This window comes from Streptomyces sp. NPDC022552 (assembly GCF_055561875.1).
On record NZ_JBVHGJ010000001.1, the window covers coordinates 446,752 to 469,224 of the forward strand.

Annotated in this window: 18 protein-coding genes and 1 tRNA gene; 7 read left to right on the forward strand and 12 right to left on the reverse strand. The window is 72.7% G+C overall.

The features are described 5' to 3' along the window. Window positions 1–314: 314 nt before the first annotated feature. The 5 genes from ACZ3OF_RS02135 to ACZ3OF_RS02155 all read right to left on the reverse strand — a co-directional run bounded on the left by ACZ3OF_RS02135 (window position 315) and on the right by ACZ3OF_RS02155 (window position 8,992). Window positions 315–1,343, reverse strand: coding sequence for a trypsin-like serine peptidase (locus tag ACZ3OF_RS02135; RefSeq protein WP_361666752.1), 1,029 nt, complete (start codon window positions 1,341–1,343; stop codon window positions 315–317). A 127-nt stretch (window positions 1,344–1,470) separates the two neighbouring features. After that, window positions 1,471–2,394, reverse strand: coding sequence for a DNA/RNA non-specific endonuclease (locus ACZ3OF_RS02140; protein ID WP_361666751.1), 924 nt, complete (start codon window positions 2,392–2,394; stop codon window positions 1,471–1,473). 60 nt (window positions 2,395–2,454) lie between these two features. Then, window positions 2,455–5,496, reverse strand: a complete 3,042-nt coding sequence (locus tag ACZ3OF_RS02145; RefSeq protein WP_467302168.1) for a helix-turn-helix transcriptional regulator — start codon at window positions 5,494–5,496, stop codon at window positions 2,455–2,457. A 243-nt stretch (window positions 5,497–5,739) separates the two neighbouring features. Then, window positions 5,740–7,437 carry a S8 family peptidase gene (locus tag ACZ3OF_RS02150; RefSeq protein ID WP_361667321.1) on the reverse strand — a complete coding sequence of 566 codons (1,698 nt, stop codon included), beginning with the start codon at window positions 7,435–7,437 and terminating at the stop codon, window positions 5,740–5,742. Window positions 7,438–8,125: 688 nt separating this feature from the next. After that, complete coding sequence (locus ACZ3OF_RS02155; RefSeq protein ID WP_467302170.1) at window positions 8,126–8,992, reverse strand: GNAT family N-acetyltransferase; 867 nt, start codon at window positions 8,990–8,992, stop codon at window positions 8,126–8,128. 243 nt (window positions 8,993–9,235) lie between these two features. Here ACZ3OF_RS02155 and ACZ3OF_RS02160 point away from each other — a divergent pair, with 243 nt between their 5' ends. Beyond that, complete coding sequence (locus tag ACZ3OF_RS02160; protein ID WP_361666747.1) at window positions 9,236–10,297, forward strand: winged helix DNA-binding domain-containing protein; 1,062 nt, start codon at window positions 9,236–9,238, stop codon at window positions 10,295–10,297. Between the two features lie 125 nt (window positions 10,298–10,422). Here ACZ3OF_RS02160 and ACZ3OF_RS02165 read toward each other — a convergent pair whose 3' ends face one another. The 5 genes from ACZ3OF_RS02165 to ACZ3OF_RS02185 form a co-directional block, all read right to left on the reverse strand. Continuing rightward, a complete protein-coding gene (locus tag ACZ3OF_RS02165) occupies window positions 10,423–11,412 on the reverse strand; it encodes a hypothetical protein (protein WP_467302172.1) in 990 nt (329 codons plus the stop codon). Beyond that, on the reverse strand, window positions 11,409–12,413 hold the full coding sequence (locus ACZ3OF_RS02170) for an SPFH domain-containing protein (protein ID WP_361666743.1): 1,005 nt from the start codon (window positions 12,411–12,413) through the stop codon (window positions 11,409–11,411). Before ACZ3OF_RS02170 ends, ACZ3OF_RS02165 begins: the two co-directional genes overlap by 4 nt. Before the next feature lie 50 nt (window positions 12,414–12,463). After that, window positions 12,464–13,135 carry a MerR family transcriptional regulator gene (locus tag ACZ3OF_RS02175; protein WP_361666742.1) on the reverse strand — a complete coding sequence of 224 codons (672 nt, stop codon included), beginning with the start codon at window positions 13,133–13,135 and terminating at the stop codon, window positions 12,464–12,466. Window positions 13,136–13,280: 145 nt separating this feature from the next. After that, complete coding sequence (locus ACZ3OF_RS02180) at window positions 13,281–14,336, reverse strand: DMT family transporter (protein WP_467302174.1); 1,056 nt, start codon at window positions 14,334–14,336, stop codon at window positions 13,281–13,283. Continuing rightward, entirely contained in the window at window positions 14,333–15,202 is an 870-nt protein-coding gene (locus ACZ3OF_RS02185) for a phosphatase PAP2 family protein (RefSeq protein ID WP_467302175.1), read from the reverse strand. Before ACZ3OF_RS02185 ends, ACZ3OF_RS02180 begins: the two co-directional genes overlap by 4 nt. Before the next feature lie 145 nt (window positions 15,203–15,347). On the opposite strand from ACZ3OF_RS02185, the gene ACZ3OF_RS02190 reads away from it, so the two are divergent. From ACZ3OF_RS02190 to ACZ3OF_RS02200, 3 genes are all read left to right on the forward strand, one after another. Continuing rightward, window positions 15,348–15,962 (forward strand): TetR/AcrR family transcriptional regulator, encoded by a 615-nt coding sequence (locus ACZ3OF_RS02190; protein WP_361666740.1) that lies wholly within the window; start codon window positions 15,348–15,350, stop codon window positions 15,960–15,962. A 29-nt stretch (window positions 15,963–15,991) separates the two neighbouring features. Further along, window positions 15,992–16,366 carry a DUF488 domain-containing protein gene (locus ACZ3OF_RS02195; protein WP_361666739.1) on the forward strand — a complete coding sequence of 125 codons (375 nt, stop codon included), beginning with the start codon at window positions 15,992–15,994 and terminating at the stop codon, window positions 16,364–16,366. Window positions 16,367–16,456: 90 nt separating this feature from the next. Beyond that, on the forward strand, window positions 16,457–17,707 hold the full coding sequence (locus ACZ3OF_RS02200) for a cytochrome P450 (RefSeq protein WP_467302176.1): 1,251 nt from the start codon (window positions 16,457–16,459) through the stop codon (window positions 17,705–17,707). An 18-nt stretch (window positions 17,708–17,725) separates the two neighbouring features. Here the strand turns inward: ACZ3OF_RS02200 and ACZ3OF_RS02205 are convergent, their stop codons facing one another. Next, window positions 17,726–18,187: a DUF309 domain-containing protein gene (locus ACZ3OF_RS02205; protein WP_361667319.1), complete on the reverse strand. Its 462-nt coding sequence runs from the start codon at window positions 18,185–18,187 to the stop codon at window positions 17,726–17,728. 148 nt (window positions 18,188–18,335) lie between these two features. On the opposite strand from ACZ3OF_RS02205, the gene ACZ3OF_RS02210 reads away from it, so the two are divergent. After that, window positions 18,336–18,409: transfer RNA gene (locus ACZ3OF_RS02210), tRNA-Pro, on the forward strand. Between the two features lie 217 nt (window positions 18,410–18,626). Here the strand turns inward: ACZ3OF_RS02210 and ACZ3OF_RS02215 are convergent. Beyond that, window positions 18,627–19,577 (reverse strand): glycoside hydrolase family 16 protein, encoded by a 951-nt coding sequence (locus ACZ3OF_RS02215; RefSeq protein ID WP_361666737.1) that lies wholly within the window; start codon window positions 19,575–19,577, stop codon window positions 18,627–18,629. A gap of 349 nt (window positions 19,578–19,926) precedes the next feature. On the opposite strand from ACZ3OF_RS02215, the gene ACZ3OF_RS02220 reads away from it, so the two are divergent. Beyond that, window positions 19,927–20,163 carry a hypothetical protein gene (locus tag ACZ3OF_RS02220; protein WP_361666736.1) on the forward strand — a complete coding sequence of 79 codons (237 nt, stop codon included), beginning with the start codon at window positions 19,927–19,929 and terminating at the stop codon, window positions 20,161–20,163. Window positions 20,164–20,396: 233 nt separating this feature from the next. After that, on the forward strand, window positions 20,397–22,472 hold the full coding sequence (locus tag ACZ3OF_RS02225; RefSeq protein WP_467302808.1) for a bifunctional polysaccharide deacetylase/glycosyltransferase family 2 protein: 2,076 nt from the start codon (window positions 20,397–20,399) through the stop codon (window positions 22,470–22,472). Window position 22,473: the final 1 nt, after the last annotated feature.

Below are 22,473 nucleotides of genomic sequence, written 5' to 3' on the forward strand. Positions count from 1 at the left end.
CGCCAGTGCGGTGATGTCCTCGAAGCTATGCCCGCCGCCGACAGGTTTCCAATGCGGAATCCGATGTCTGACATCGGAACTCCGATGGGTCGGAGGGAATATCCCAATGATCTCGCGAAACGGGCTCTGACCTGCGATGTTGCCCGCGAGGGCGGTGGTGGGGGCGGTGGCGTCCCGGCGCCCGTCGTCCGCCTTCCGCAGGAAAGAGGTGCCCTTCGGCGCCCGACGCCTTACGGCCGGCCGGGTGACGTCGGCGTCGTCGCCGACGGAGGGTCGGGCTGTCCTGGCGGGTACCAGGCCTCCAACGCAGCCGGTCAGACCCAGTTGACCTCCGCGCGCTCCAGGAGCGGATCGTCGACGAGTTCCCACAGAGGTACGGCCTCGTTGCCGGACCCGTAGCGGCCTCCGAACTGCAGGCCGAGGACACGGTGGTCCGCGAGGTCGAAGACCGGTGAGCCGCCGCTGTCGCCGAGGGTGGAGCAGTCGTGTCTCATCACCAGGCGGTCCGGGGTGAACTCCGTTGCCGTGCCCGGCTGGAGGCGTTTCGCGTCGTACACGTCCATGAAGATCCGGCGCATCGACTCCGGCTCGTCGCGGCGCCCGTCCCAGACCGGGTGGCCGATCATGTACACCGGCCGGCCGGGCAGGTCCGCGGGTGCGTCGGCGGCCACCGCGAGCGGGGTGGGCAGCGCGCCGCCGTCGGGCGGGACGACCCGCAGCAGCGCCATGTCGACGTCCGGATGGATGCCGATCACCTCGGTGACCTCGTACCCCTCGCCCAGGTCCACGCGGGCCGACATGCCCTCCCGGAAGGACAGTCCCGCGTCCTCCGCCCCACTGAACTCCCCGGCCACATGGCGCGTGGTCATCACCGTCCGCGGACCCACCAGGAAGGCCGTACCGACCCAGTCGAGGCTCGGATGGCCGGTCACCTCCAGACGGCCCACCCGCGCGATCGACGCGCGGATGGCGGCCCGGTCGGCCTCCAGTACGGACCAGACACCGTCCTGCGCGGCGAAGTCCCGCCCCTGCACGGGGATCGCGGGCCTGCCTTCCAGGAGGACGATCGCCTCCATGCCGAAGTGCTCGTCCTCGCTGATCTCGTCCGCGCGGTCCGCGGCCAGCTTCTCCAGACCGGAGACCCCCGCCTCCAGGACCCGGGCCCGTTCCTCCTGCGCGAAGCGGGAGATCTGGCCGGCCGGTGTCTCGTCCCCGGGCAGCTCCGCCACCGGTCCGGAGATCTCCTCCTCCAGATGCCGGCGCACCCGCGCGGCGACGCGGCGCAGGTCCTCGAAGACCCGCGCGGGATCGGTCGCGACGGGTGATCCGTACAGCGTCCTCATGTCCCGCCACCTCCGTCTCTCCGCGCTCCTTCCGTCCGTCCGTGAGCGCGTCGAGCCCTGCCATGGTTTCACCGGGCCGGAGGAGGAGCAAACGGGTGAAGCGGTACGACGTGGGCCCCCCGGGCCTTCAGCTCTGCAGGACGATGTCGTCGAACGACTCCAGACGCCGCCAGCGATCCTCCGGCGAACGGAACGGCGGCATCAGGTCGACGTCCGGCAGCGGCCCGAACTCCAGCTCCGTGAGCTCCGCGATGTCCGAGACCGGCACCTGGTACGTACGGAACGGGCCGAGCGGCGGCGGCGCGCCCGGCTTCGCCCCGGCGAGCGCCCGCTCGGCGTCACGGCCCAGATCCGGGCTCTGGTCCAGCACGTACGCGGCGGAGACCAGCGCCCCCTCCTGCATGAACGCGGCCACCTTCCAGAAGCGCAGCGGCACCTGGATGCCCCGGTAGGGCGGATCGGAGTCGTGCAGCACGGGACCGGTGAGGATCGTCAGCCTCCGGTCGAACTCCGCGGCGTGCTCCAGGAAGTAGTTCTCGAGCCCCTGCCAGAGCTGTCTGCCCTGGTTGAAGAGGTCCGACTGCGGGACCGCGTTCGGGTAGTGGAACGTGTCGGTGGCGGCCCGGGCGGCCACGGCCGCCGGGCCCCACACCGGGTCGAGCCGGCGCACCAGATGACCCCGGTCCAGACTGTTGTTCCGGTAGACGTCGTTGCCGGCCTGATGCTCGTCGGGCAGCCGCGGGTCGAATTCCCAGACGTCGTCCCCCTGTACGCCGTTCACCCCGTGCGTCCCGGGCGCGTCCTCGGACATCTGCCCGCCCTGGACACAGACCGCGGCCGAGGCGGCGAGCCGCCGGTCCGGCCGGAACACCACGGTGAAGTGGGTGTACGGCAGGATCACCGTCTCCACCGAAGCGCGGACGGGCAGCGGCAGCGGCACGGTCGGGCCCAGGAAGTCCTCGTCGTAGCCGGTGCGGTCGTCGAACGACTCGTGGCGCTGTCCGCCCGCGCGCGGGTGCGGCGGGGAGGGCAGGGGATCGGTCGGTTCCATACGACGTAAGTACCGCGCATCACCGCTTCGCGCGCGGCGCCGGGCCCGCGGGCCACTCGATCAGCCCCGGAGCGCGGTCGCCAGTTGCGCCCGCGAGCGGACGTCCAGCTTCTGGTAGATCCGGGTGAGGCGCGCCTCGACCGTCTTCACGCTCAGATACAGCTTGGCCGCCGCCTCCTGGTTGCTGGCGCCCTGCCCCACCAGGTGGGCCAGGCGCAGCTCCGCGTCTGTCAGCGAGGACAGCGCGGGCAGCGAGTCCTCCCCGGCCGGGGTCTCGCTCGCCAGCGCGAGCCAGGGAGCCGCCCCCGCCCGCTCGAACACCGTCGCCGCCGACTGCAGCGCGCTCTGCGCCGCCGAACGCCGCCGGCGCCGCCGCTCCACCCGCGCCAGCGAGACCAGCGCCCGCCCGTGCTCCAGCGGCAGCCCCGCCTCGGCGAACCGCTCGGCCGTGCGGGTGAGCAGCTCCGCCGCCTCGTCCGTCCGCCCGCAGCCGGCGAGGTACAGCGCGTACGCCCGGTCGCAGCCCAGAAGTACGGTCGTACGGCGCAGCTCCTCGGCCACCGGACGCACCTCGTCCAGCAGCTCCGCCGCCTCCTGCGCCGCGTCGTTGGCGAGCAGGGCCTCCGCCAGCTCCTCGTGCCAGCGCAGCATCGACGGGTCGACGGTCGACTGCGCCCGCTCGTTGGCCTGCACCCGGCGCAGGGTCTCCAGGGCCGAGGCGACGTCCCCGTTGATCAGCTGGACCCGCCCCAGGGCGTACAGGCTGCGGGAGAGGAAGACCCGGTCGCCCTCCTCCTCCGACGCCTGGACGCTGCGCCGCGCGTAGCTGGCCGCCCGGGCGAAGCTGCCGCCCGCCGTCTCCGCGAGCGCGAGGGTGTACCAGGCCGGTCCGGGGGAGAGGCCCGCCTCCAGGGTCAGGGCGAGCGACTGCCCCGCGTGGACGAGCGCCGCCGGGCACGCCCCGATACGGGACTCGATCGCGGCGAGTGTGGAGAACAGCTCGATCGTGTCCTCCACCGAACCACGCCGCTGCACCAGCGGAAGCAGGGCGTTCACCTGGTCCCTGGCGTCGGTCAGCCGGTCGTCGAAGAGCGCATGACGGAGCGTCAGGATCTGTGCGGCGTTACGGATTCCGAGCGGACGCTCGGCCATCTCCAGGCCCCGCGCCTGCGCAAGCACCGACTCCGCGTCCGAGGCTCCGAGCGCCCGGTCCATCCGCGCCTGTACGGTCAGCGCCTGCGCCGCCGTCCGGGGATCGCCCACCGAGGCGGCCAGCGCGGCCGATTCGACGGCCGCAGCCCGCGAGCGCAGCGGATCCCCGTCCGCCAGCACGTATTTGACGGCCAGGCGGAGCAGGACGCCCGCCCGCAGCGCGGTGTCGCCCTCGGAGTCCTCCATGGCGTGCACGTACATCTCGTCGAGGCCGGTCAGCCCCTGGCCCGCGGTGTCGAGGACGGCGAGCCGGGCGCGTACCCGGTCCGAGGGGGCCGCGTCGCGGGCCAGCAGATCGGTGGCGGCACGCATCGCGAGATCGGCCCGGGCGGCGCGGGCGGCCTCCTCGGCCGCGTCCACGAGCCGCGTGATCCGCTGCGTGGCGTTCCGGACGGGCGTCGACTCGGCGGCGAGCAGGGCCAGTTCGGCCGCGAGCGCGCTGTTGCCGCGCCGCCGCGCGAGATCGGCGGCGTCGGCGACCTCGGCGGCGAGGGACTCGTCGGGGATGTCGGTGGCCAGCGCCCGGTGCCGTACCGCCTCGACCGAATCGTCCACCACGCGGGCGAGCGCGGCGTGCCCGGCGCTGCGCTCGGCCCAGCAGGCGTCGTGGACCAGCGTGGAGGGGAGCAGGCCGGCGGTGAAGGCGACCGTGCCGTCCTCGGCGAGCGAGACCAGGTCGGCGCGCTCGGCGGCGGCGAGGTCCGCCTCCGCGTTGGGGCGCCCGGCCCGGCGTATCAGCGCCGCCGTGGGGCGCAGCGCGAGGGCGGCGAGCAGCAGCGTCTGCCGTACGTCGGGCGGCGCCGCGCCGAGGAGCTGCCGCGCCAGATCGCGGGCCCGGCCGGACAGGGTCAGTGCGTCGGCGTGGTGGACGGGGGTGCGGGCGTCGGCCAGCGAACGGCCCACGGCGAGCGCGAGTCGGGGGTTGCCGCCGCTCGCCTTGTGGATCCGGCCGGCCATCCGGGACGGCAGCCGGTGGTGGAAGAGGAGCTCGGCGATCTCGTCGGCGTGGAGCGGCGGTACGAGCAGGATGTCGGCCTCCGACGGCACCCAGAGCCGGGCGTCGTGACCGTCCTCGGCGCCGTACGCCTCGGGGGTCTCGACGGCGATGACCCGCAGCGCGGGCGGGGCCAGGTGCAGGGCGAAGCGCAGCAGGTCGGCGCTGTCGGCGTCGATGTGCTGCACACCGTCCACGACGAGCAGCGCGGGGCCGCGGGCGGTGAGGGCTCGCAGGATCTGGGCGATGCCGAGACGCAGCGCGATCGGGTCCCAGCCGCCGTCGTAGAGGGGCGCCTCGCGGCACAGCATCGCGACAGCGGTCCGCTGGGGCCCTGGGAGCCCGTCGAAGACCCCGGACGCGGTGACCGGTCCGACGGCCGTACGGAATCCGTCGGGATCCCCGGGGTGGGCTCCGTGGTTCGTGTGGCCGACGGGGCCGGTCGGGCCGGACCGGTCGTGCTGTCCCGGGTGGCCGGCGTGCGTGGTGTCGCTCGTCGCGGAGTCGGCGGGAGCGGCGTGACGGGCGAGGTCGCCGTCGGGCACCACGTCCGCGCGCGGCGCGGGCACGCCGGGCAGCGGGACGCCGGCGCGGGGCGCCTCCGGTAGGGAGAGGAGGCCCGCCGTGTCGGCCGCCCTCGGCCAGGTCACCGTCGCCGCGGCCGAGGCGACCAGGGCGGCGGCAGCCGCACCGGGTATGTCACGGTCGGCCGGCAGGGTCGCCAGCCACAGGACGGTCTCGCCGCGCGCCTCCGCGCGGGCCGCCTCCGCCAGGGCGACCTCGGTCTTGCCGACGCCCGCGGTGCCGGTGAGCAGCGCGCGGCCGCGGGAGTGCAGGACGCGTTCGAGTCGGGAGAGCAGCTCCTCCCGGCCCACCGGCGCCGGGTGTCCCCCCACGCCCCCGGGGCGTAGGGGAAGGTGTGCCGCTGTCGTCACGTGTCCACCCCCTCCGGCACTCGGGCCCTGCCCGTGAGCCCCGTGGGGCAGAAGAATACGGAGCGTACCGGCGCAGTCCAGGCCTGTTGTCCGGCATACGGACAGCCGATGTCGGTCACCACGCCAGGACGCGCCCGTGGTGTAGACCACGAGCGCGTCGCTGACCAGCAGTAATGCTGTTGTGGGGGGTGGTTCAGGTGGGGCTCAGAAGGTGAGGTTCCACGAGTCGATGTAGCCGGTGTCACCCGAGGCCACATCGCGGACCTGCAGCTTCCAGGCGCCGTTGGCGACCTCGCTCGACGCGTCCACGGTGTACGTGGTCACGACGTTGTCGGCGCTGTCCGAGCCGGAGGAGGCCTTCAGGTTGCGCACCGTGCCGTCGGGAGCGACCAGGTCGATGACCAGGTCCCCGCGCCAGGTGTGCTTGATGTCCACGCCGACCTTGAGGGCGGCGGGGGCGTTGCCGGTGCGGCCGGTGACGGAGATCGTGGACGACACGGTGGTGTTGTCGGAGATCGTGACATCGGTCGCGTTGGTGAAGACGGTGCCGGTGGGCGGCGTCGTGGTGGTGACCGCGTTCACGGTCTTCGTGGCGTCGGCGATGCCGGTGCCGCAGCCGCCGGTGCAGGTGCCCGGCAGCGGGCGGGCGTTGGACTTGATCGCGGACTCGATCTCGGCCGGCGTGAGGCTGGTCTTCGCCGACTTCAGCAGCGCGGCGAGGCCGGCGATGTGCGGCGCGGCCATCGAGGTGCCCTGGTAGGGCGCGTAGTTCTCCGCGGACTGGGTCGTCGCGCCCGAGTTCAGCGTGGAGTAGATGCCGTTCTGCGGGGTGGTGATCGTGCCCGGCGTGTCGGTCGCGCGGCGGGTCTCGCCGCCCGGCGCGGCCACGTCCACGATGGTGCCGTAGTTCGAGTAGAACGAACGGTTGCCCTCGCGGCTGGTGGAGGCCACGTTGATGACGTTCGCGCAGTTCGCGGGGGTGAAGCCGGACGCGTTGGCGTTGCTGTTGCCCGCGGCGACGACGACGGTGGTGCCGCGCGAGACGGCGCCGTTGATCGCGTTCTGGTAGACGCTCGGGCAGGTGGAGCTGGCGCCGCCCAGGCTCAGGTTGATGACCTTCGCCGGGGTCGCGTTGGCCGCGACGCCCGGCACGGTGCCGCCGGACGCCCAGGTGATGGCGTCGGCGATGTCGGCGGAGGAGCCGCCGCACTTGCCGAGCACGCGCACGGGCTGGATCTTCGCGTTGTACGCGATGCCCGCGATGCCCTTGGTGTTGTTGGTGACCGCGCCGATGGTGCCGGCCACGTGGGTGCCGTGCCAGGAGGAGTTGGAGGCCTTGGAGCCGAGGCCGCACTCGTTGTCCGTGGCGTTCCAGTCGCCCTCGTCCTTGGCGTTCGCGTCACGTCCGTTGCCGTCGCGGGCGTCCGCGGAGTCGGAGATGAAGTCGTAGCCGGAGACGACGTTGGTGGCGAGGTCCGTGTGGGTCGCGTAGCCGGTGTCGATGACGGCGACGGTGACGCCGGAGCCGGTCGTCTTGTCCCAGGCGGTCGGGACGTTCATGCCGCCGGTGGCCTCGAAGAGGTCCCACTGCTTCGCGTAGTCGGTGTCGTTCGGGGTGACCGCCATCGCGTACGCGCGGATGTCGGGCTCGACCGAGGCGACCTGCGGGTCGGCGCGGAAGGCGTCCATGACCTCGGCGACGTCCTGCTTCGTGGCGCTGCCGCCCAGGTCGACCAGCGCGGCGCCGCCGGCGAGGCGGCGCTCGAAGGCGAGGCGCTCGCCGGTCTCGGCGCCCTTGGCGGCCGCGTCGCTCTTCGCGGCGGCGTTGGAGCCGGCCTCGGCGGTCTTGGACTTGTAGGTGACGATGACCTTCTCGACCGGTGCGCTGGGCAGCGCGGTCATCGCCTGTGCTGCCGGAGCCGGCTTCGGCGTGGCAGCGGCCGGGGCGGCGGCGAACGCCCCGGAGGAGGTGGCAGCGGCGCCGATGATCGCGGCGCTCGCGACCACGACGGATATGACTCTCCGCCTGGAACTGTTCAAGGTGTTCCCTTTCAAGCACGACGTAGGTGCGGAGCAGTGGCGGCGGCGCGGGAGCCACGGGGCGATGTGGGGTCGCGGTCCGTCGTTCCCTGGGCTTGGGGGGCCCGTGCGCCGCCACCGGCGACACGACGGCCCGGGTCAAGGCCGTCACCGGCGGACACTACCCACCGCTCCCCATGAACCTGACAGGCGGGGCGGGGGATGGGATCTGCCGGTGCGGCAGACAGTAGGGAACGGCGAGATGAACCCGATACGGGGAAAACCCTTGTCGGCCCCCGAGGGGGGTGGGGGAGGGGGTGTGGGGCACGCGCGGGTTGACGCGAAGTGGCGTCGACCCGCGGACTTTCGGCCGGAAATGTCGCCACGCAAGGTGCCCAGAAGGGGAGATGTCGGGGCATAAGGAAACCCTGCGGCCTCCTCAGTAGCGGAACGCGCCATGCCAGTTGTCCGGTCGCAGACCCCCTCCCGCGGACACCGGTGAGCCGCTCGGCTTCGGTCTGCGGTCGGGCGAGCCCCTGAGAGCCCCGGCCCACCGGGGCCCGCCGTTCACCTAGCCCAGTTCGAGCGTCGTCACTCCGAAGACCCGTTCCCGCGCCACCGGCCGGACCTCGCCCGTGTACATCCGCGCCGTCTCGAACGTGGGCTCCAGACCCCGCTCCACGGCGAGCGCGGCAGCGGCGGGGTTCGCCTCGGGCATGTCGATCGCGACGCGTGGCGAGCCGAAGGCCCGCGCCTCGGCGGCCAGCGCGTCCAGGAGGGCGGCGGCGTCGGCGGGCGTGTCCGCGAACAGGGGCCCGATCCGCGCCTCGTCCTCGGCCGGCCGCACCACCCCGTACCCCGTGAGGCGCCCGTCGACGACCCGCACCAGCGCCCGATGGCCAGGAGTGGTCAGCCACGGCACGAGGAACCGCGGCCGCTCGGCGTGATGGCAGGCGCTGTCGTACGCGGCGAGGGCGGCCGGGTCGACCCACGCCGCGGGGACCACGTCGGGCGAGACGGCTCCGGCCGGGGCGGACTCGCCCACGTACCGCGCGGTGCGGTACGCGAGGGAGAAGCCGGAACGCCGGTAGTTGTCCTGCTGGTCCGGCACCCCGTCGAGTCCGACCGTCCGCTCGCCGGCGTGCGCGAGCCCGGCGCGCCAGGTCGCGAGGCCGTGGCCGCGACCGCGGAGATCAGGGCGGACGAGATAGAAGCCGAGGAAGGCGTACCGGTCGCTGTAGTTGACGACCGAGACGGCGGAGACGGGCTCCCCGTCGATCCGGCCGAGAAAGAATCCCTCCGGATCCTGGGCGAAGAACGCCCGGGCGTCGGACGCCCCTGGATTCCACCCCTCGTGCGCCGCCCACCCGCGCACGACCGCCCAGTCCTGGAGGGTGGCCGGGGTGATGTGGAGCGTACCGGGGGTGGGGGAGGCCATGGGCGTTCCTTCGACAGCCGGTGGAGCACGGGGCGGTGGGGGCGAACCGGACGAAGCGGTCCGATCCTAGCGAGCACGTCCGGCCCGGCGGGCGGCCGCCGATACTTTCGGGCCGCCGTGGAAACGGCAGCGGTGTGCCTGGGCTTCCGGCGATCCCGTTCTGCCCGCAGTTCGAGGACACAACCTGTCCGCCATTGCTGCGAGGGTGATCTCCGGATCGCCCCCGGACCGGAGAGCAGCAGCATGACCGTCCTCGACACACGCGCCCTCAACCGCGCCACCCTCGCCCGCCAGTACCTGCTGGAGCGTGCGGACACGCCCGTGCGGGACGCCGTGGCGCACCTGTGCGGAATGCAGGCACAGGAACCGCAGGAACCGTTCGTCGGCCTGTGGTCCCGGCTGCGTGGCTTCGCGCCGCGACAACTGGACGACGCGCTGACAGGCCGCCAGGTCGTGCGCACGCACCTGATGCGCCGGACCGTCCACCTCGTCACCGCCGAGGACGCGCTGGCCTGGCGGGCCCGCCACGACGCGATGCTGCGCCAGCGTGTGCTCGCCACCTACCGGCGTGAGCTCGCGGGCGTCGACGTCGACGAGGTCGCCGCGGCCGGCCGAGCCGTCATGGCCGACGGTCAGCCCCGCACCATGGCCGCACTCGTCCAGGAACTCGACGACCGCTGGCCCACGCCCCCGCGCCGCGTCCTCGGCGAGCTGCTCGTGGCGGCCCTCGTCCCGATGGCCCAACTCCCGCCCCGCGGGCTGTGGCAGGCCAAGGGAGGTGTCCGCAACCTGCCCCTGGCCACCTGGCTCGGACGGGACGTCGACCCGCTCTCCCCCGACGAGACCGACCCGACCGGGCAGCAGCTGGTACGGCGCTACCTCGCCGCCTACGGTCCCGCCGCGACCGCCGACCTCCGCGCCTGGAGCGGCCTCGCCGGACTGCCGGCAGCCGTCAAGGCCCTCCGCGACGAACTCGTCTCCTTCCGCGACGAACGCGGCCGCGAGCTCCTCGATCTGCCCGACGCGCCGCGCCCCGACCGGGACACCCCCGCACCGGTCCGGTTCCTCCCGGCCTTCGACAACGCGATCCTCGGCTACGCCGACCGCGGCCGCATCATCGACGACGCCCACCTCGGGCTGTCCGTCGCCGGTCAGCGCGCGGTCCTCGTCGATGGCCGTGTCGCCGCCACGTGGGCCGTGCACGACGCACAGGTCGCCGTCACCCCGCTCCGCACCCTCACCCCTTCGGAGCGCGAAGCCGTCCACGCCGAAGCCGAAGCCCTGAGCGCGTTCCTGGGCGGATGAACAGCGCGTGCCGGGGCCGAGGCCACGTCGCGGGGTGGTGGCCCGCCGGACGCGGAGGGCCCGGAGCTCGTGGTGGTGGCCGCAGCGCTCCGGCGCGCACGAACGGCGGGTGCCGGGGGTGGCCCTCACCCCATCAGCCGGAGCGCGGTCTCCGCCACCCCGACCCGGACCGTCTGGCCCCAGGTCAGGTCCAGCGCGTCGGACTCCATGCCGTCGCCGAAGGCGACCAGGCGGTCCGACTCCACCGTGAGGTGGAGGCGGTTCCCGGCGTCCAGCACTCCCTCCACCCGCGTCGTGCCCGTCGTCGGGGACGGCCAGGCCTCGCGGACGAACCAGGCGAGGCGGCGGGCCGTCGGGGCGGGGAGCGCCAGGGGGCTGGAGCGTTCGTGCCAGAGGGAGCGGAGCCAGCCCGTCGCGCCCGTCCCCGTACCGACCAGGACGCCCGAGGACGCCTGTGGCTCGGGCGCCGACCCAGTCGCCCCGGTCGGCTCCGTCGCGCTGGTCCGCTCCGTCGATCCGGTCGGTTCCCCCGACCCCACTGACTCCGCCGGCCCCGTACCGCCCTCGACCGCGAGGGTGTAGCGCGCGGTCTGGTGAGTCGGCGGGCCGAGGTAGATCTCGTTCAGCGCGAGGAGCCGTTGCCCGTCGTCCGTCACCGCCTCCGCCATCGTGAGCGCGTCCACCCCCGTCCGCCCCGCCGACGCCCCCGCCGACCTCAGCAACGCCCCCGCGTCCGCCGCCCGGTGCCGGACGAGGACCCCCGGATTCCGCCCCGGGTCGGTGTCGATGCCGACGACCGGCTGACCGTCCAGGTACTTGGCGGCATTGGCCACCAGACCGTCCTGCCCCACCACCACGACCACGTCCTCGGGGCCGAACAGGAACCGGTCCAGGTCCGCCCGCTCCACCCTCGCCTGACGCCACGACAGCGGCACCGCCGCCGCGACCTCCGCGAGCCCCCGCAGGGTCCGCTCGTGCCGCCGCCGTACGTCCTCGATGCTCCGGCCACGGCTCGACAGGAAGAACTCCGCCTGCCCGTGCGTACCGTGGCGCGCGAGCAGCCCCTCGTACTCCGTGACGCGGTGCACGAGCACCGCGCGGGGCGCCAGGCTCACGACGAGGACCCGCCGCCCAGCCTGCCGAGCAGCGCCGTCAGTACATCGGGGGAGACCGTGACGCTCTCGATCCGCGGCAGGTTCTCCGCGGCCCGGGTCGCCGCCAGCGCGTGCAGCGTCCCCGTGTCGACCTCCCCGTGCACCCGGAGCCACGCCGCCTGCGCGGCCGCCCGCGCCTCGCCGACCTCCCGTGCTGCCTCCGCCTCGGCCCGCGCGAGCCGGACCTTCCGTACCGCCTCGGCCTCCGCCCGTACGGAGTCGGCGGCGGCGCTCTCCTCGGCCTCGCGGCGCGCGTTGGTACCGCGCTGGTCGACGAGCCGCTCCTCCTGCCGGGCCAGCTCGATCTTGCTCGCGAGCTCGTTCTCGGCGATGGTCCGCTCACGCTCGACGGCCACCGCCCGCCTCTCGTACGTCGCCCGGTCCGCCTCCTGCTGGATCTGCTCGCGGGCCGGGGTGCGCAGCGCCCGCTCCACCTCCGGCTCGGGACGGATCGCCACCACCCGTACCGCCACCACCTCGATCCCGGTGGCCGGCAACCGCGGCTCGGCCGCGAGCCCGTCGGCGATCCGGTCCCGCACCGCCGCCACGCCGTCGACCAGCGCCGCCGCCAGCGGGGTGCGCGCCAGGACGTCGAGGGCGTGCTGCTGGGCCGTCTCGGTCAGCAGCGTGGCGATCTGCTCCAGCGGCGCACCGCGCCACGCGCCCGTGTCCGGGTCGATGGAGAAGTCGAGCCGGGTGGCGGCCGCCTCCGGCTCACCGATCCGGTACGTGACGGTGGACTGCACGCTCACGTCCTGGAAGTCGGCGGTCCGCGCGTGGAACGCCATCGCCAGCTCCCGGTCGTTGACCGGCACTTCGGAGAGCGCGGCGGACAGGGAGCGGTACCAGAAGCTCAGCCCCGTCCCGTCGTGGACGAGACGTCCGCGCCGGTGATGACGGATGTGCGCGGTGGGCGCGGACCGCAGATGGCGCCAGCCGGCGCGGCGGGTGATGTCGGCCATGGAATCCCCCTTGTCGTCATGCTGACGTTAGGGGGCCCGGCCTCTTTTCGTCAAGATGACGAAAGTGGGGGTTCCGGCGGGGTGATGTCGTGCAGATGTGCCGAGACGTCCTCGTGCGCCAGGCGGCGCAGGGCCAGCAGGATCGGCTCGTAGAGCATCGTGTACGCGACGGCCGCCTCGATCGCCTCCTCCACGACCGGGTACTCCTCCATCACCGCGTACTCCTCGGCGGCGATCGGGTGCATCACCTCGGCGTACCGCCGGATGTGGTCGACGCCGCCCCGGTATCCCAGTGCGCGGAGCGTCACGACGGCCCGGGTCAGCGCGGCGAGCGCCGGCGCCCCGTCGCTCACCCGCCAGCCCATCTCGGCGAGCAGGTCGCGCATCTCGGCGAAGACCTCGTCCCAGAGCGCGCGCTCGGGATCGGAGGACTCCGGCGGCGAGATCTGCGGGCCGAGCATGTACGCGGCGACGCTGACGCGCTCGTGGCGGCCGGAGGCGGGATCGTCCGCCACCGCCAGGACGTCCCGGGCCTGCTGGATGGTCATTCCGCCCACCGTGAGAAGCGCCCGGACCAGGCGCAGCCGGCGCAGATGCTCCTCGCCGTACTCCGACTGCCTGGCGGTGACCGGCGTGCCGGGGGGCAGGAGTCCCTCGCGGAGGTAGTACTTCACGGTGGCCACGGACACGCCGCCGCGGTCGCTCAACTCGGAGAGGCGCACAAGCGATTCACCGTTCCCGTCGTCTCGACACCGGTACCGAGGAGTTCTACTCCGCCCCTTGAGGATAGTTCAGCTATCCAATGAGGGATGCGAGAGGTCTCCGAAGGCCGTCAGCCCTCAGCCGCCAGCCGCCAGCGGTCCTCCGTCAGCCGGCTACCGGCGCGGGAGCGGGAGCGGGAGCGGGAGAGGCTGTCACCTCGTTCGTACGGGGTGAGGGCAGCGGCTGTCCGGAGGCGACGACCGGAGAGGGATTCGGGGGTGCGGGGAGGGTCCCCGCCCCTGCCGTCAGGACCACCACCCCGCGTGCCGTCACCATCGAGGCGGCGGCCGCGACCAGCCAGCCCCACACCCCCGCGCGGAACGTCTCCCCGAGCAGCGCCACGCCGATGATCGCGGCGGCGGCCGGGTTGGAGAGGTTCACGACGGCCAGCGGTGCGGCCAGGCCGCCCCGGTAGGCGGTCTGCGAGAGCAGGAGCCCGCCCACCGCGAAGGCGGAGATCAGCACCGCGATCAAGGCCGTCTGCCACCAGGCGGTCGGGCCACCCGGCAACTCCCGTGCGAGCGCGGCCGTGAGCGTCTGCGTCAGCGCGGAGCCGACCCCGGAGGCGATCCCGGAGGCCGTGGCATGCCCCAGCCCCCTCCCGCGACCCGGCACCCGGCCCTGGCTCGGCCCCGGGCCCGTTCCGCGTCCATGCCCGGCGCCGCCTCGCGCGCGCGAGCCCGCACCTCCGTGCCGCCGCCCGCCCGAGGAGAGGGCCGCGATGAGGAGCGCCGTCACCGCCGCGACGACCAGGGCTTCGCGCAGGCTGAGCGCGTCGCCCGGTGTCGCCGGTCCGGTGACCGAGACCAGGCCGACGAGCCCGGCCAGGGTCCAGAGCGCACCGCGCCATTCCGCCCGCGTCACCCGCCGCCGCGCGTAGTACGCCCCCAGGGGCAGCGCCGCCACCAGGGTCAGCGCCCCCAGCGGTTGAACGAGCGTCAGCGGACCGTAGTGCAGCGCGGCCACATGGGCGAGCGCGCCCGCCGCGTTGAGGCCGACCGCCCACCACCACTGGCCCCGGGCGAGCAGCGCGCGCAGCGCTCCGCGTCCGCCGTCGGAGGACGAGGCGAGCCGGGACTGGGCGACCGCGGCCAGCGCGTAGCCGGCGGCGGAGACCAGGGACAGGAGGACGGCGATCATGGTGCCCTGGAGGCCGTTCATCGCAGTACCTCGGCCGGGCGGCCCGCCGCGGCGCGCAGGAGGGGCCCGGGGGTGGCTGAGCCGGTGCCGGGAGTGCGTACGACCGCGAGCGCCACACCGAGCAGCCCCGCCGCCGCGAGCGCGTCGAACCAGTAGTGGTTGGCCGTGCCGACGATCACCAGCAGGGTCAGCGCCGGATGGAGGAGCCACAGCCACCGCAGTCGTGTGCGGGTCGCCACGATCAGACCGATCGCGACCATCAGCGCCCAGCCGAAGTGGAGTGACGGCATCGCGGCGAACTGGTTCGCCATCGAGTCCGTGGCGGGAGTCGTGCCGTACACCGACGGCCCGTAGACCCGCGCGGTGTCGACGAGCCCCGTCGCGTCGAGCATCCGGGGCGGGGCGAGCGGCATCAGGAGATGCAGCGCGAGCGCGGCGGCGGTGAGGAGGGCGAGGATGCGCCGGGACCAGAGGTAGTGCTCCGGCCGCCGCCAGTAGAGCCAGGCGAGGAAAGCGATCGTGGCCGGGAAGTGCACGGCCGCGTAGTAGGTGTTGGCGCCCCGGACGAGCGGTTCGCCGTGCATCAGGAGGGCCTGTACGGAACCCTCGCCGGGCAGATGGACCCACCGCTCCGCGTCCCAGATCCGGTCGGCGTTGTGGAAGGCCCGCAGTTCGTGGCCGTTCGCGAAGAGGCGGCCGAACTTGTAGACGAGGAACAGCGCGGTGACGAGCAGCAGCTCACGCACCAGGGGTGGTCTCGCGCTGCGCGACGCGGACGGCGGGTTCGGGCTGCTCGGCGGGTTCGGGGGGTTCGCGCTGTCCGGCGGGTTCGGGGTAGCGGTCGGCCCCGGTCCGGTGGGACGTGTCCCGCGTATCCCGGCAGCCATGCCCGGCCCCTTTTTCCGTCAAATCGCCTGCAAACGGAGGAAGCCTAGATCCGAATTCATCGAGACGCAAGCGTCTCGATACGTTTGCGTCTCGATTGTGCACCCCCTACTCTCGTATGTGCAGAGAGCTGTCCGGGAGGAAGCCATGTCCACGCAGGCCGCGACCGAAGCCGCCCGCCGCAGCAAGATCACCCCCGAGCGGGAGACCGAGCTGTACGAGGCCGTGCTCTGCCTGCTCCGGGAGGGCGGCTACGACGCGGTGACCATGGAGGGCGTCGCGGCCCGCACCAAGTGCGGCAAGGCCACGCTCTACCGGCAGTGGGGGACCAAGCCGAAGCTCGTCACGGCCGCCCTGTCCAAGCAGCGGTGCGTGTTCTTCGCCGGAATCGACACCGGTTCGCTCGCCGGCGACCTCCGCGAGGCCGCCCACCTCGCCGCGACCCGCCGCGACCACGACGCCGAGCTGATGGAGGCCGTCAGCCAGGCGTACGTCCAGTACCCCGATCTGCGCGAGGCGCTCCGCGAGACCGTGATCAGCCCCGAGATCGCCGCGCTCGACGAGGTCCTCCGGCGGGCCGTGGAACGCGGCGAGATCGACCCGGACAACCCGGCGGTCGGGTTCGTCGCTCCCTGTTTCCTCGGCATGCTCCGCATCGAGCGGCTCTTCGAGGAGCGGTTCGCCGACGCCTCGACCATGCGCGTCTTCGTCGACTCCGTCCTGCTGCCCGCGCTGATGCCGGCGGGGCGCGCCGAGGTGTGACCGCCCGTCCCCTCCGGCACCCTGGACCCATGGATTCCGCAGCCCCCGACGTACGCGTCCGACGGATCTACGAAGCACCCTCACCCGACGACGGCGTACGGGTCCTGGTGGACCGCCTCTGGCCGCGCGGCCTCGCCAAGGCCGACGCCCACATCGACGAGTGGCCCAAGGCGCTCACCCCCTCCACCGAACTGCGCCGCTGGTACCACGGCTCCGAGGGTTCGTACGAGGAGTTCTGCCGGCGGTACGAGGAGGAGCTCGCCGAACCCGAGGCCGCCGATGCCCTCGACCGGCTGCGTACCCTCGCCGCTCGGGGCCCCGTCACCCTCCTCACCGCCGCCAAGGACCCTTCTCTCAGCCACACGTCGGTGATCGAGCGCGCCCTGGCCGCTTCGGCGGCGTAGCCAGGGGTACGAGGGTCCGGTCACCATGGCGGGACAGCACGCAGTTCACCCCTGCCCGAGTTCCGCACCTTCTCGTTCCGGAGGCGCCGCGTGGACCCGACTACGTACGCACGTCACGAGCTGCTCGACGCGCTGCAGCGCGACCCGTACCCCCTCTACGCACGAGCGCGACAGGCCGACGGTCTGACCTTCGTCCCCGAGCTCGACGCCTGGCTGGTCGCCCGGGACGCCGACGTCCGCGAAGTGCTGCTGCGGTCCGAGGACTTCTCCTCCGCGCAGTCCCTGCGGCCCGACGTCCTGCCCGCGCCCGCCGTCTTCGGCGTCCTCGCTCGCGGCTTCGGCCAACGGCCCACCGTCGTCTCCACCGACGGCCCCGCGCACCGCCGCCACCGGGCCCCGATCAACCGCGGCCTGTCCGCCGCGTGCGTCGCGGCCCTCACGCCGTACGTCACCGAGGTCGCCACCCGCCTCGTCGACGGCTTCGCCGCGGACGGTCACACCGAGGTGATGACGTCGTACGCGGGCGAGCTGCCCGGAGCCGTCATCGGCAGGCTCCTGGGCTTCGCGCCCGAGGACGTCCCCGCCGCGGTGCACGGAGGACACCGCGCCGAACAGCTCCTCTTCCGGCCGATGACCGAGGACGAACAGCTGGCCGCCGCCGAGGACGTCGTCGCCCTCCAGCACCTCCTGGACCGCTACGCCCGCGACCGGCGGGCCCGGCCGCGCGACGACCTCTGCTCCGCGATGGTCGCCGCCCTGGCGCCCGACACCGGCCTCGGGCCCGGCACCCGTGAACTCACCGACGACCAGCGGAACGAACTCGTCTCCAACCTGCAGAACTTCCTCATCGCCGGCCACCTGACCACGACCGCCCTGATCGGCACCGCGCTGTTCCATCTGCTGTCCCACCGCGACCAGTGGGAGCTGCTCTGCGCCCGGCCCGAGCTCATACCCGGGGCGGTGGAGGAAGCGGCCCGCTTCGACACCGCCGTCCAGGGGTTCCGCCGTACGACCACCCGCCCGGTCGTGCTCTCCGGCACCGAACTGCCCGCCGGTGCCACCGTCTTCGTCGCCTACGGCTCCGCCAACCGCGACGAGGCACGCCACGAGGAGCCCGACACCTTCGACATCACCCGGCCCGCGAGCCCCACGCGCCACGTCAGCTTCGGCCACGGCGCCCACGGCTGCCCGGGCTCCCAGCTGGCCCGTACCCAACTCCGGCTCACCCTGGAGCTGTTCACGCGCCGCTTCCCCGGGCTGCGGCTCGCGAAGGACCAGGAGGTCGTGATGCGGCCGACCATGATCCACCGCTCGCCCCTGGAGCTGCCGGTCACCTGGTGATCCGCAGCGGGCGCCGCGTCACTCCCCGAGCAGTCGCGGCGCCTCGGCGGCGGCGTCCGTCACCTCACCGGCCCGGTCGGCCAGCGCCTCGGCCCACCGTACGAGTCCGCCGACATCGATCCCGTACGGATCGGGCTGCCCGGCGATCCGCGCGGCACCGCGCAGCAACAGCCGCGCCCCGCCCGCCGCGTTGCCCCGGGCCGCGTGCGTCAGCCCCACCGCCAGCTGCGCGAGCCCCTGCCAGAGCTCCCGCTCCTCGCCGGGGCCGCTCTTCCAGGCGTCCTCGAAGACCTCGTGCGCATGGAACGGCATCCCCGCGTCGAGGAGCCGCTGCGCCTCGCGCACGGTCGCCTCCGGGGTCCGCACGACACCCTCGGGCTGCCGTGGCACCCCCTCGGTCCCGTACGGCAACGGCCGCCCCAGCCCGTCCCGGGGCCGCCCACTGCGTGCCCGCCCCTCCGTGTCCCGGTCCCTCGGCATCCTGTCCACGCCTCCATTCTCCCCCGAGCCCGCACGGCCTGCGCGAATGCCACCCGCGACCCGGGAGGGGGTGCGCCACGACGTCGCACGGAGTGGGGTAATGTTCTCTTGCACGCCGCCGCCGGGGACAAACCGGGGGCACGGGCATCGGGACGTGGCGCAGCTTGGTAGCGCACTTGACTGGGGGTCAAGGGGTCGCAGGTTCAAATCCTGTCGTCCCGACTTTTCGAAGTCGGAGTTCAAGGGGCCGTTTCAGAGAAATCTGAAGCGGCCCCTTGATCGTTTTCCCCGCGCGGCAGTAGCACGTGGTCGCGCCCACGGCGAGACCGAACTCGGCGGGCGCGTCACGGGTGAAGTCCGCCGGCGGTCCTCCAGGTGGTGGGTGATCTCCCGTTCGGTGAGCGGCGCGTTGAGGGGGACGACCGTGCAGCGGGTGGCGTCAGGACTTCGGGACGGTGTTGATGTAGTCGGTGCCGGTGCTGTGGAAGCCGTCCACCGTCTTCTGGACGTCCGCCTGCGAGACGGCCTCGTCGGCCTTGTGGTAGACCCAGTCGACCTTCATGTCCCAGGTGCGCGGGCCGCCGGTGAAGGGGAGGTCGATGAACCAGTTGCTGAAGTGGATGTCCATCTGCTCGCGCGGGACGTACTTGCCGGAGCTGGTGAACAGCTCCTCGCCGTCCAGGGAATAGGTGACCTTTCCGTCCATGGCGGTGATCATCATGGTGTGCCAGCCCTCGAGGCGCCGCTCGAGGGTCTTGTGGACCCGGTCCGGCGGGTCGGCCTTGTACCAGCTGACGTTGTCGAGCTGCGGACCCACCGAACCCCAGCCGCCGTTCGGCAGGTACTCGAAGTCGAGTTCGCTGTAGTTCTCCGAGGAGTCCGAGGGAGAGATCGGGAAGAAGGTCTGGACGACGTGGTCGCCGTCGCGTCCGCTCGTGGGCTTGTCGCTGAGGTGGACCCGGGCGGCGAAGGTTCCCGTGAAGAAGTTCCGGCTCGTGGTCTGAACCTCGACCTGCGTGGTGCCCTGCTCGGTGCCGTCGGTGGAGGAGCGCAGTCGTAGGACCTTGCCCCCCTTGGCCGTCGGGTCGACGGGGAAGGCGGCGCCGTCGGCGTTCCAGGTGTCCTTGATCCCCGGGCCGCCCCCGCCGGTACGGATCTCCCAGCCGTGCGCGGCGAGGGAAGGGTCGTCGGCGCCGGTGTAGTTGAAGTTGTCGAACAGGGTTCCCGGCGGTCCGGTGGGCGTCGGCGAGGCGTCCCCCTCGGGCCCGGCGGCGTGGGAGCCCCCGCCGGCCGCGGGGTCGGCGGAACACGCGGCGAGTACGCACAGGAGGACGGGCAGCGTGAGCGCCGTCCACGCGCGGCGACGAGAGGTGCGGCGGGACTGGCTCACGCAGGCTCCTTGGGGCGTAGGGGCGATGTCTGGGCACGCCCCTTGCATGGGGGTCAAACGCTGATCACATGAATGGAGGCGTCATCCTAGCGAAGGGTTCAGGCCACTCCGACGCGTGTGCCCGACCGGCCGCTCATGGGTCGGGACACGTCCGCCGACATACCGATCCGGTTACGACATTCGATCGGATCATGTCAAAAGCGGATATCGCACACCAATCGATCAGGGTCATCCGCTACGGTCCGCTCTACGCTTCAGCCGTCTACGTCCCTGCACAAAAAGGCCACACGAGATGCACCAAGTCTCCACATCCTTCGGGCGTGGACCGGTATACCCGGCACAGGCCGTTGTGGCCGAATCCAGTCTCCAGGAGCCTGTTCCGGCACCGGTGTTCGTCGACCAGTCGGGCCTGCGCAGCCGTCTGTTCCGGCGCTTCGGCTGGCCGGTCTCCGTGGTCGGCGCGATCCTGGCGGCCGCCATGGGCAGCAGTCTGATCGGTATGCAGTCGGACGCCCCGGCGATGGAGATTCCGCCGAAACCCGCGTACTTGCCCACCAGGGGACCCCTGTCTCCCACCTGGCCCTAGAGGGCGCGGTCTGCGACACCCCACCCGAAAAGTTCGGCCATCACGCCGAACATCGCCACATTCCACGGCATATCGCGACCATCGTGCCGCCCGGAGCAACGCCTGCGGGCCGGCCGAGCGTGCCTGATCGTCCGCACCACCCATCTCCAGGAGCGCCCTTGTCCCGCCACCAGCGTCGTCGGCAGTCACTGCTGAGACCGCGCCGACTGGCTGCGCCGCCGCTGCGCTTCTTCATGCCGCTGTCCCTGCTGGCCTGCTTGCTCGCGCTCCTCGTCCTGCGCGGCCTCGCCACCAACGAGGCCTTCCACGACGACCGGATCGCGACCTCGGTCGACAAGACGATGGTGCCGCGCCACCTGCTCAAGGGCGGCCCGATCATCGACGCGCGCGGCGACAGGAACGAGCGCCCGGTGAGCTACCGGGTCCCCGACCGCACCGTGGTCCTGAGCTTCGACGACGGCCCCTCGCCGGAGTGGACCCCGAAGATCCTGGACGTGCTCGCGGCCCACGACATCCACGCGGTCTTCTTCGTGACCGGCGCGATGACCACGCGCCACCCGGAGCTGATCCGGCAGATCGTCGAGGGCGGCCACGAGATCGGTGTGCACACCTTCACCCACCCCGATCTGGTGTACCAGTCCGAAGCCCGGATCAGCTGGGAGCTGGCGCAGACGCAGCTGGCGCTGGCCGGCGTCGCGGGCGTCCACAGCGCGCTGTTCCGCCCGCCGTACTCCTCCGACGCCTCGGCGCTCGACAACTGGAACTACCCGGTGATCAAGTACGTGGGTTCCCACGGCTACCTCACCGCGTTCATCGACCGCGACACCGACGACTGGAAGCGTCCCGGCGTCGACGCGATCGTCAAGGCGGCGATGCCGCGCAAGCCCGGCGCGGGCGAGCTGATCCTGCTGCACGACGCGGGTGGCGACCGTACCGAGACCCTCGCCGCGCTCGAGCAGATCATCGAGAAGCTGCAGGGCGAGGGGTACCGCTTCGCCACCGTCTCCGAGGCGCTCGGCGCCACCGACGCCACCGTGCCGGTGCACGGCTACCAGCTGTGGGCGGGCAAGTGCTACATCTGGGCCAGCCAGGCCGCCGTGCTCACCCTGCCGGTGCTGGTCGCGCTGCTGGCTGTCGTCGGCTTCCTCAACTTCGGCCGGTTCGCGCTGATGCTGGTCCTCGCGCCGCTCCACGCCCGGCGCTCCCGGCGGCGGGACGCGTGGGGACCACCCGTCACCGAGCCGGTCACCGTCCTCGTCCCGGCCTACAACGAACGCGAGTGCATCGCGAACACCCTCAACTCGCTGGCCGCCAGTGACTATCCGATCGAGGTCATCGTCATCGACGACGGCTCCACGGACGGCACGGCGGACATCGTCGAGGCGATGGCCCTGCCGTTCGTCCGGCTGATCCGCAAGGCCAACGGCGGCAAGTCCACCGCGCTCAACACCGGTATCGCGGTCGCGTCGCACGACATCATCGTGATGATGGACGGCGACACCGTCTTCGAGTCGTCCACCGTGCGCGAGCTGGTCCAGCCGTTCGGCGACCGGGCGATCGGCGCGGTCGCGGGCAACGCCAAGGTCGGCAACCGGGACAGCCTGATCGGCGCCTGGCAGCACATCGAGTACGTCCTCGGCCACAACCTGGACCGCCGGATGTACGACATGCTCAACGTCATTCCGACCATCCCCGGCGCGGTCGGCGCCTTCCGCAAGGAAGCCCTGCGGCGGGTCGGCGGGATGAGCGACGACACCCTCGCCGAGGACACCGACATCACCATGGCGGTGCTCTGCGACGGCTGGCGGATCGTCTACGCCGAGCGCGCCCGCGCCTGGACCGAGGCCCCCGCCAGCCTCCAGCAGCTCTGGTCCCAGCGGTACCGCTGGAGCTACGGCAGCATGCAGGCGATGTGGAAGCACCGGCGCGCCGTGACGTCCCGCGGCCCGGCCGGGCGCTTCGGCCGGCTCGGGCTGCCGCTCGTCGTCCTGTTCGGCGTGGTCGCCCCGCTGCTCGCGCCGCTGGTCGACATGTTCCTGCTGTACGGCGTGCTGTTCGCGGACGCCCCGATCACCCTCGCCAGCTGGGGCGGCTTCATTCTGCTCCAGGCCGTGCTGTCCTGGTACGCCTTCCGGCTCGATGGCGAGAAGGTCCTGCATCTGATCAGCCTGCCGATCCAGCAGCTGGTCTATCGGCAGCTGATGTACATCGTCCTGTTGCAGTCCGCGATCACGGCGCTGACCGGTGGCCGACTGCGCTGGCAGAAGCTCCGGCGCACCGGCGAGGTCGCCGCGCCGGTGGAGGCCTGAT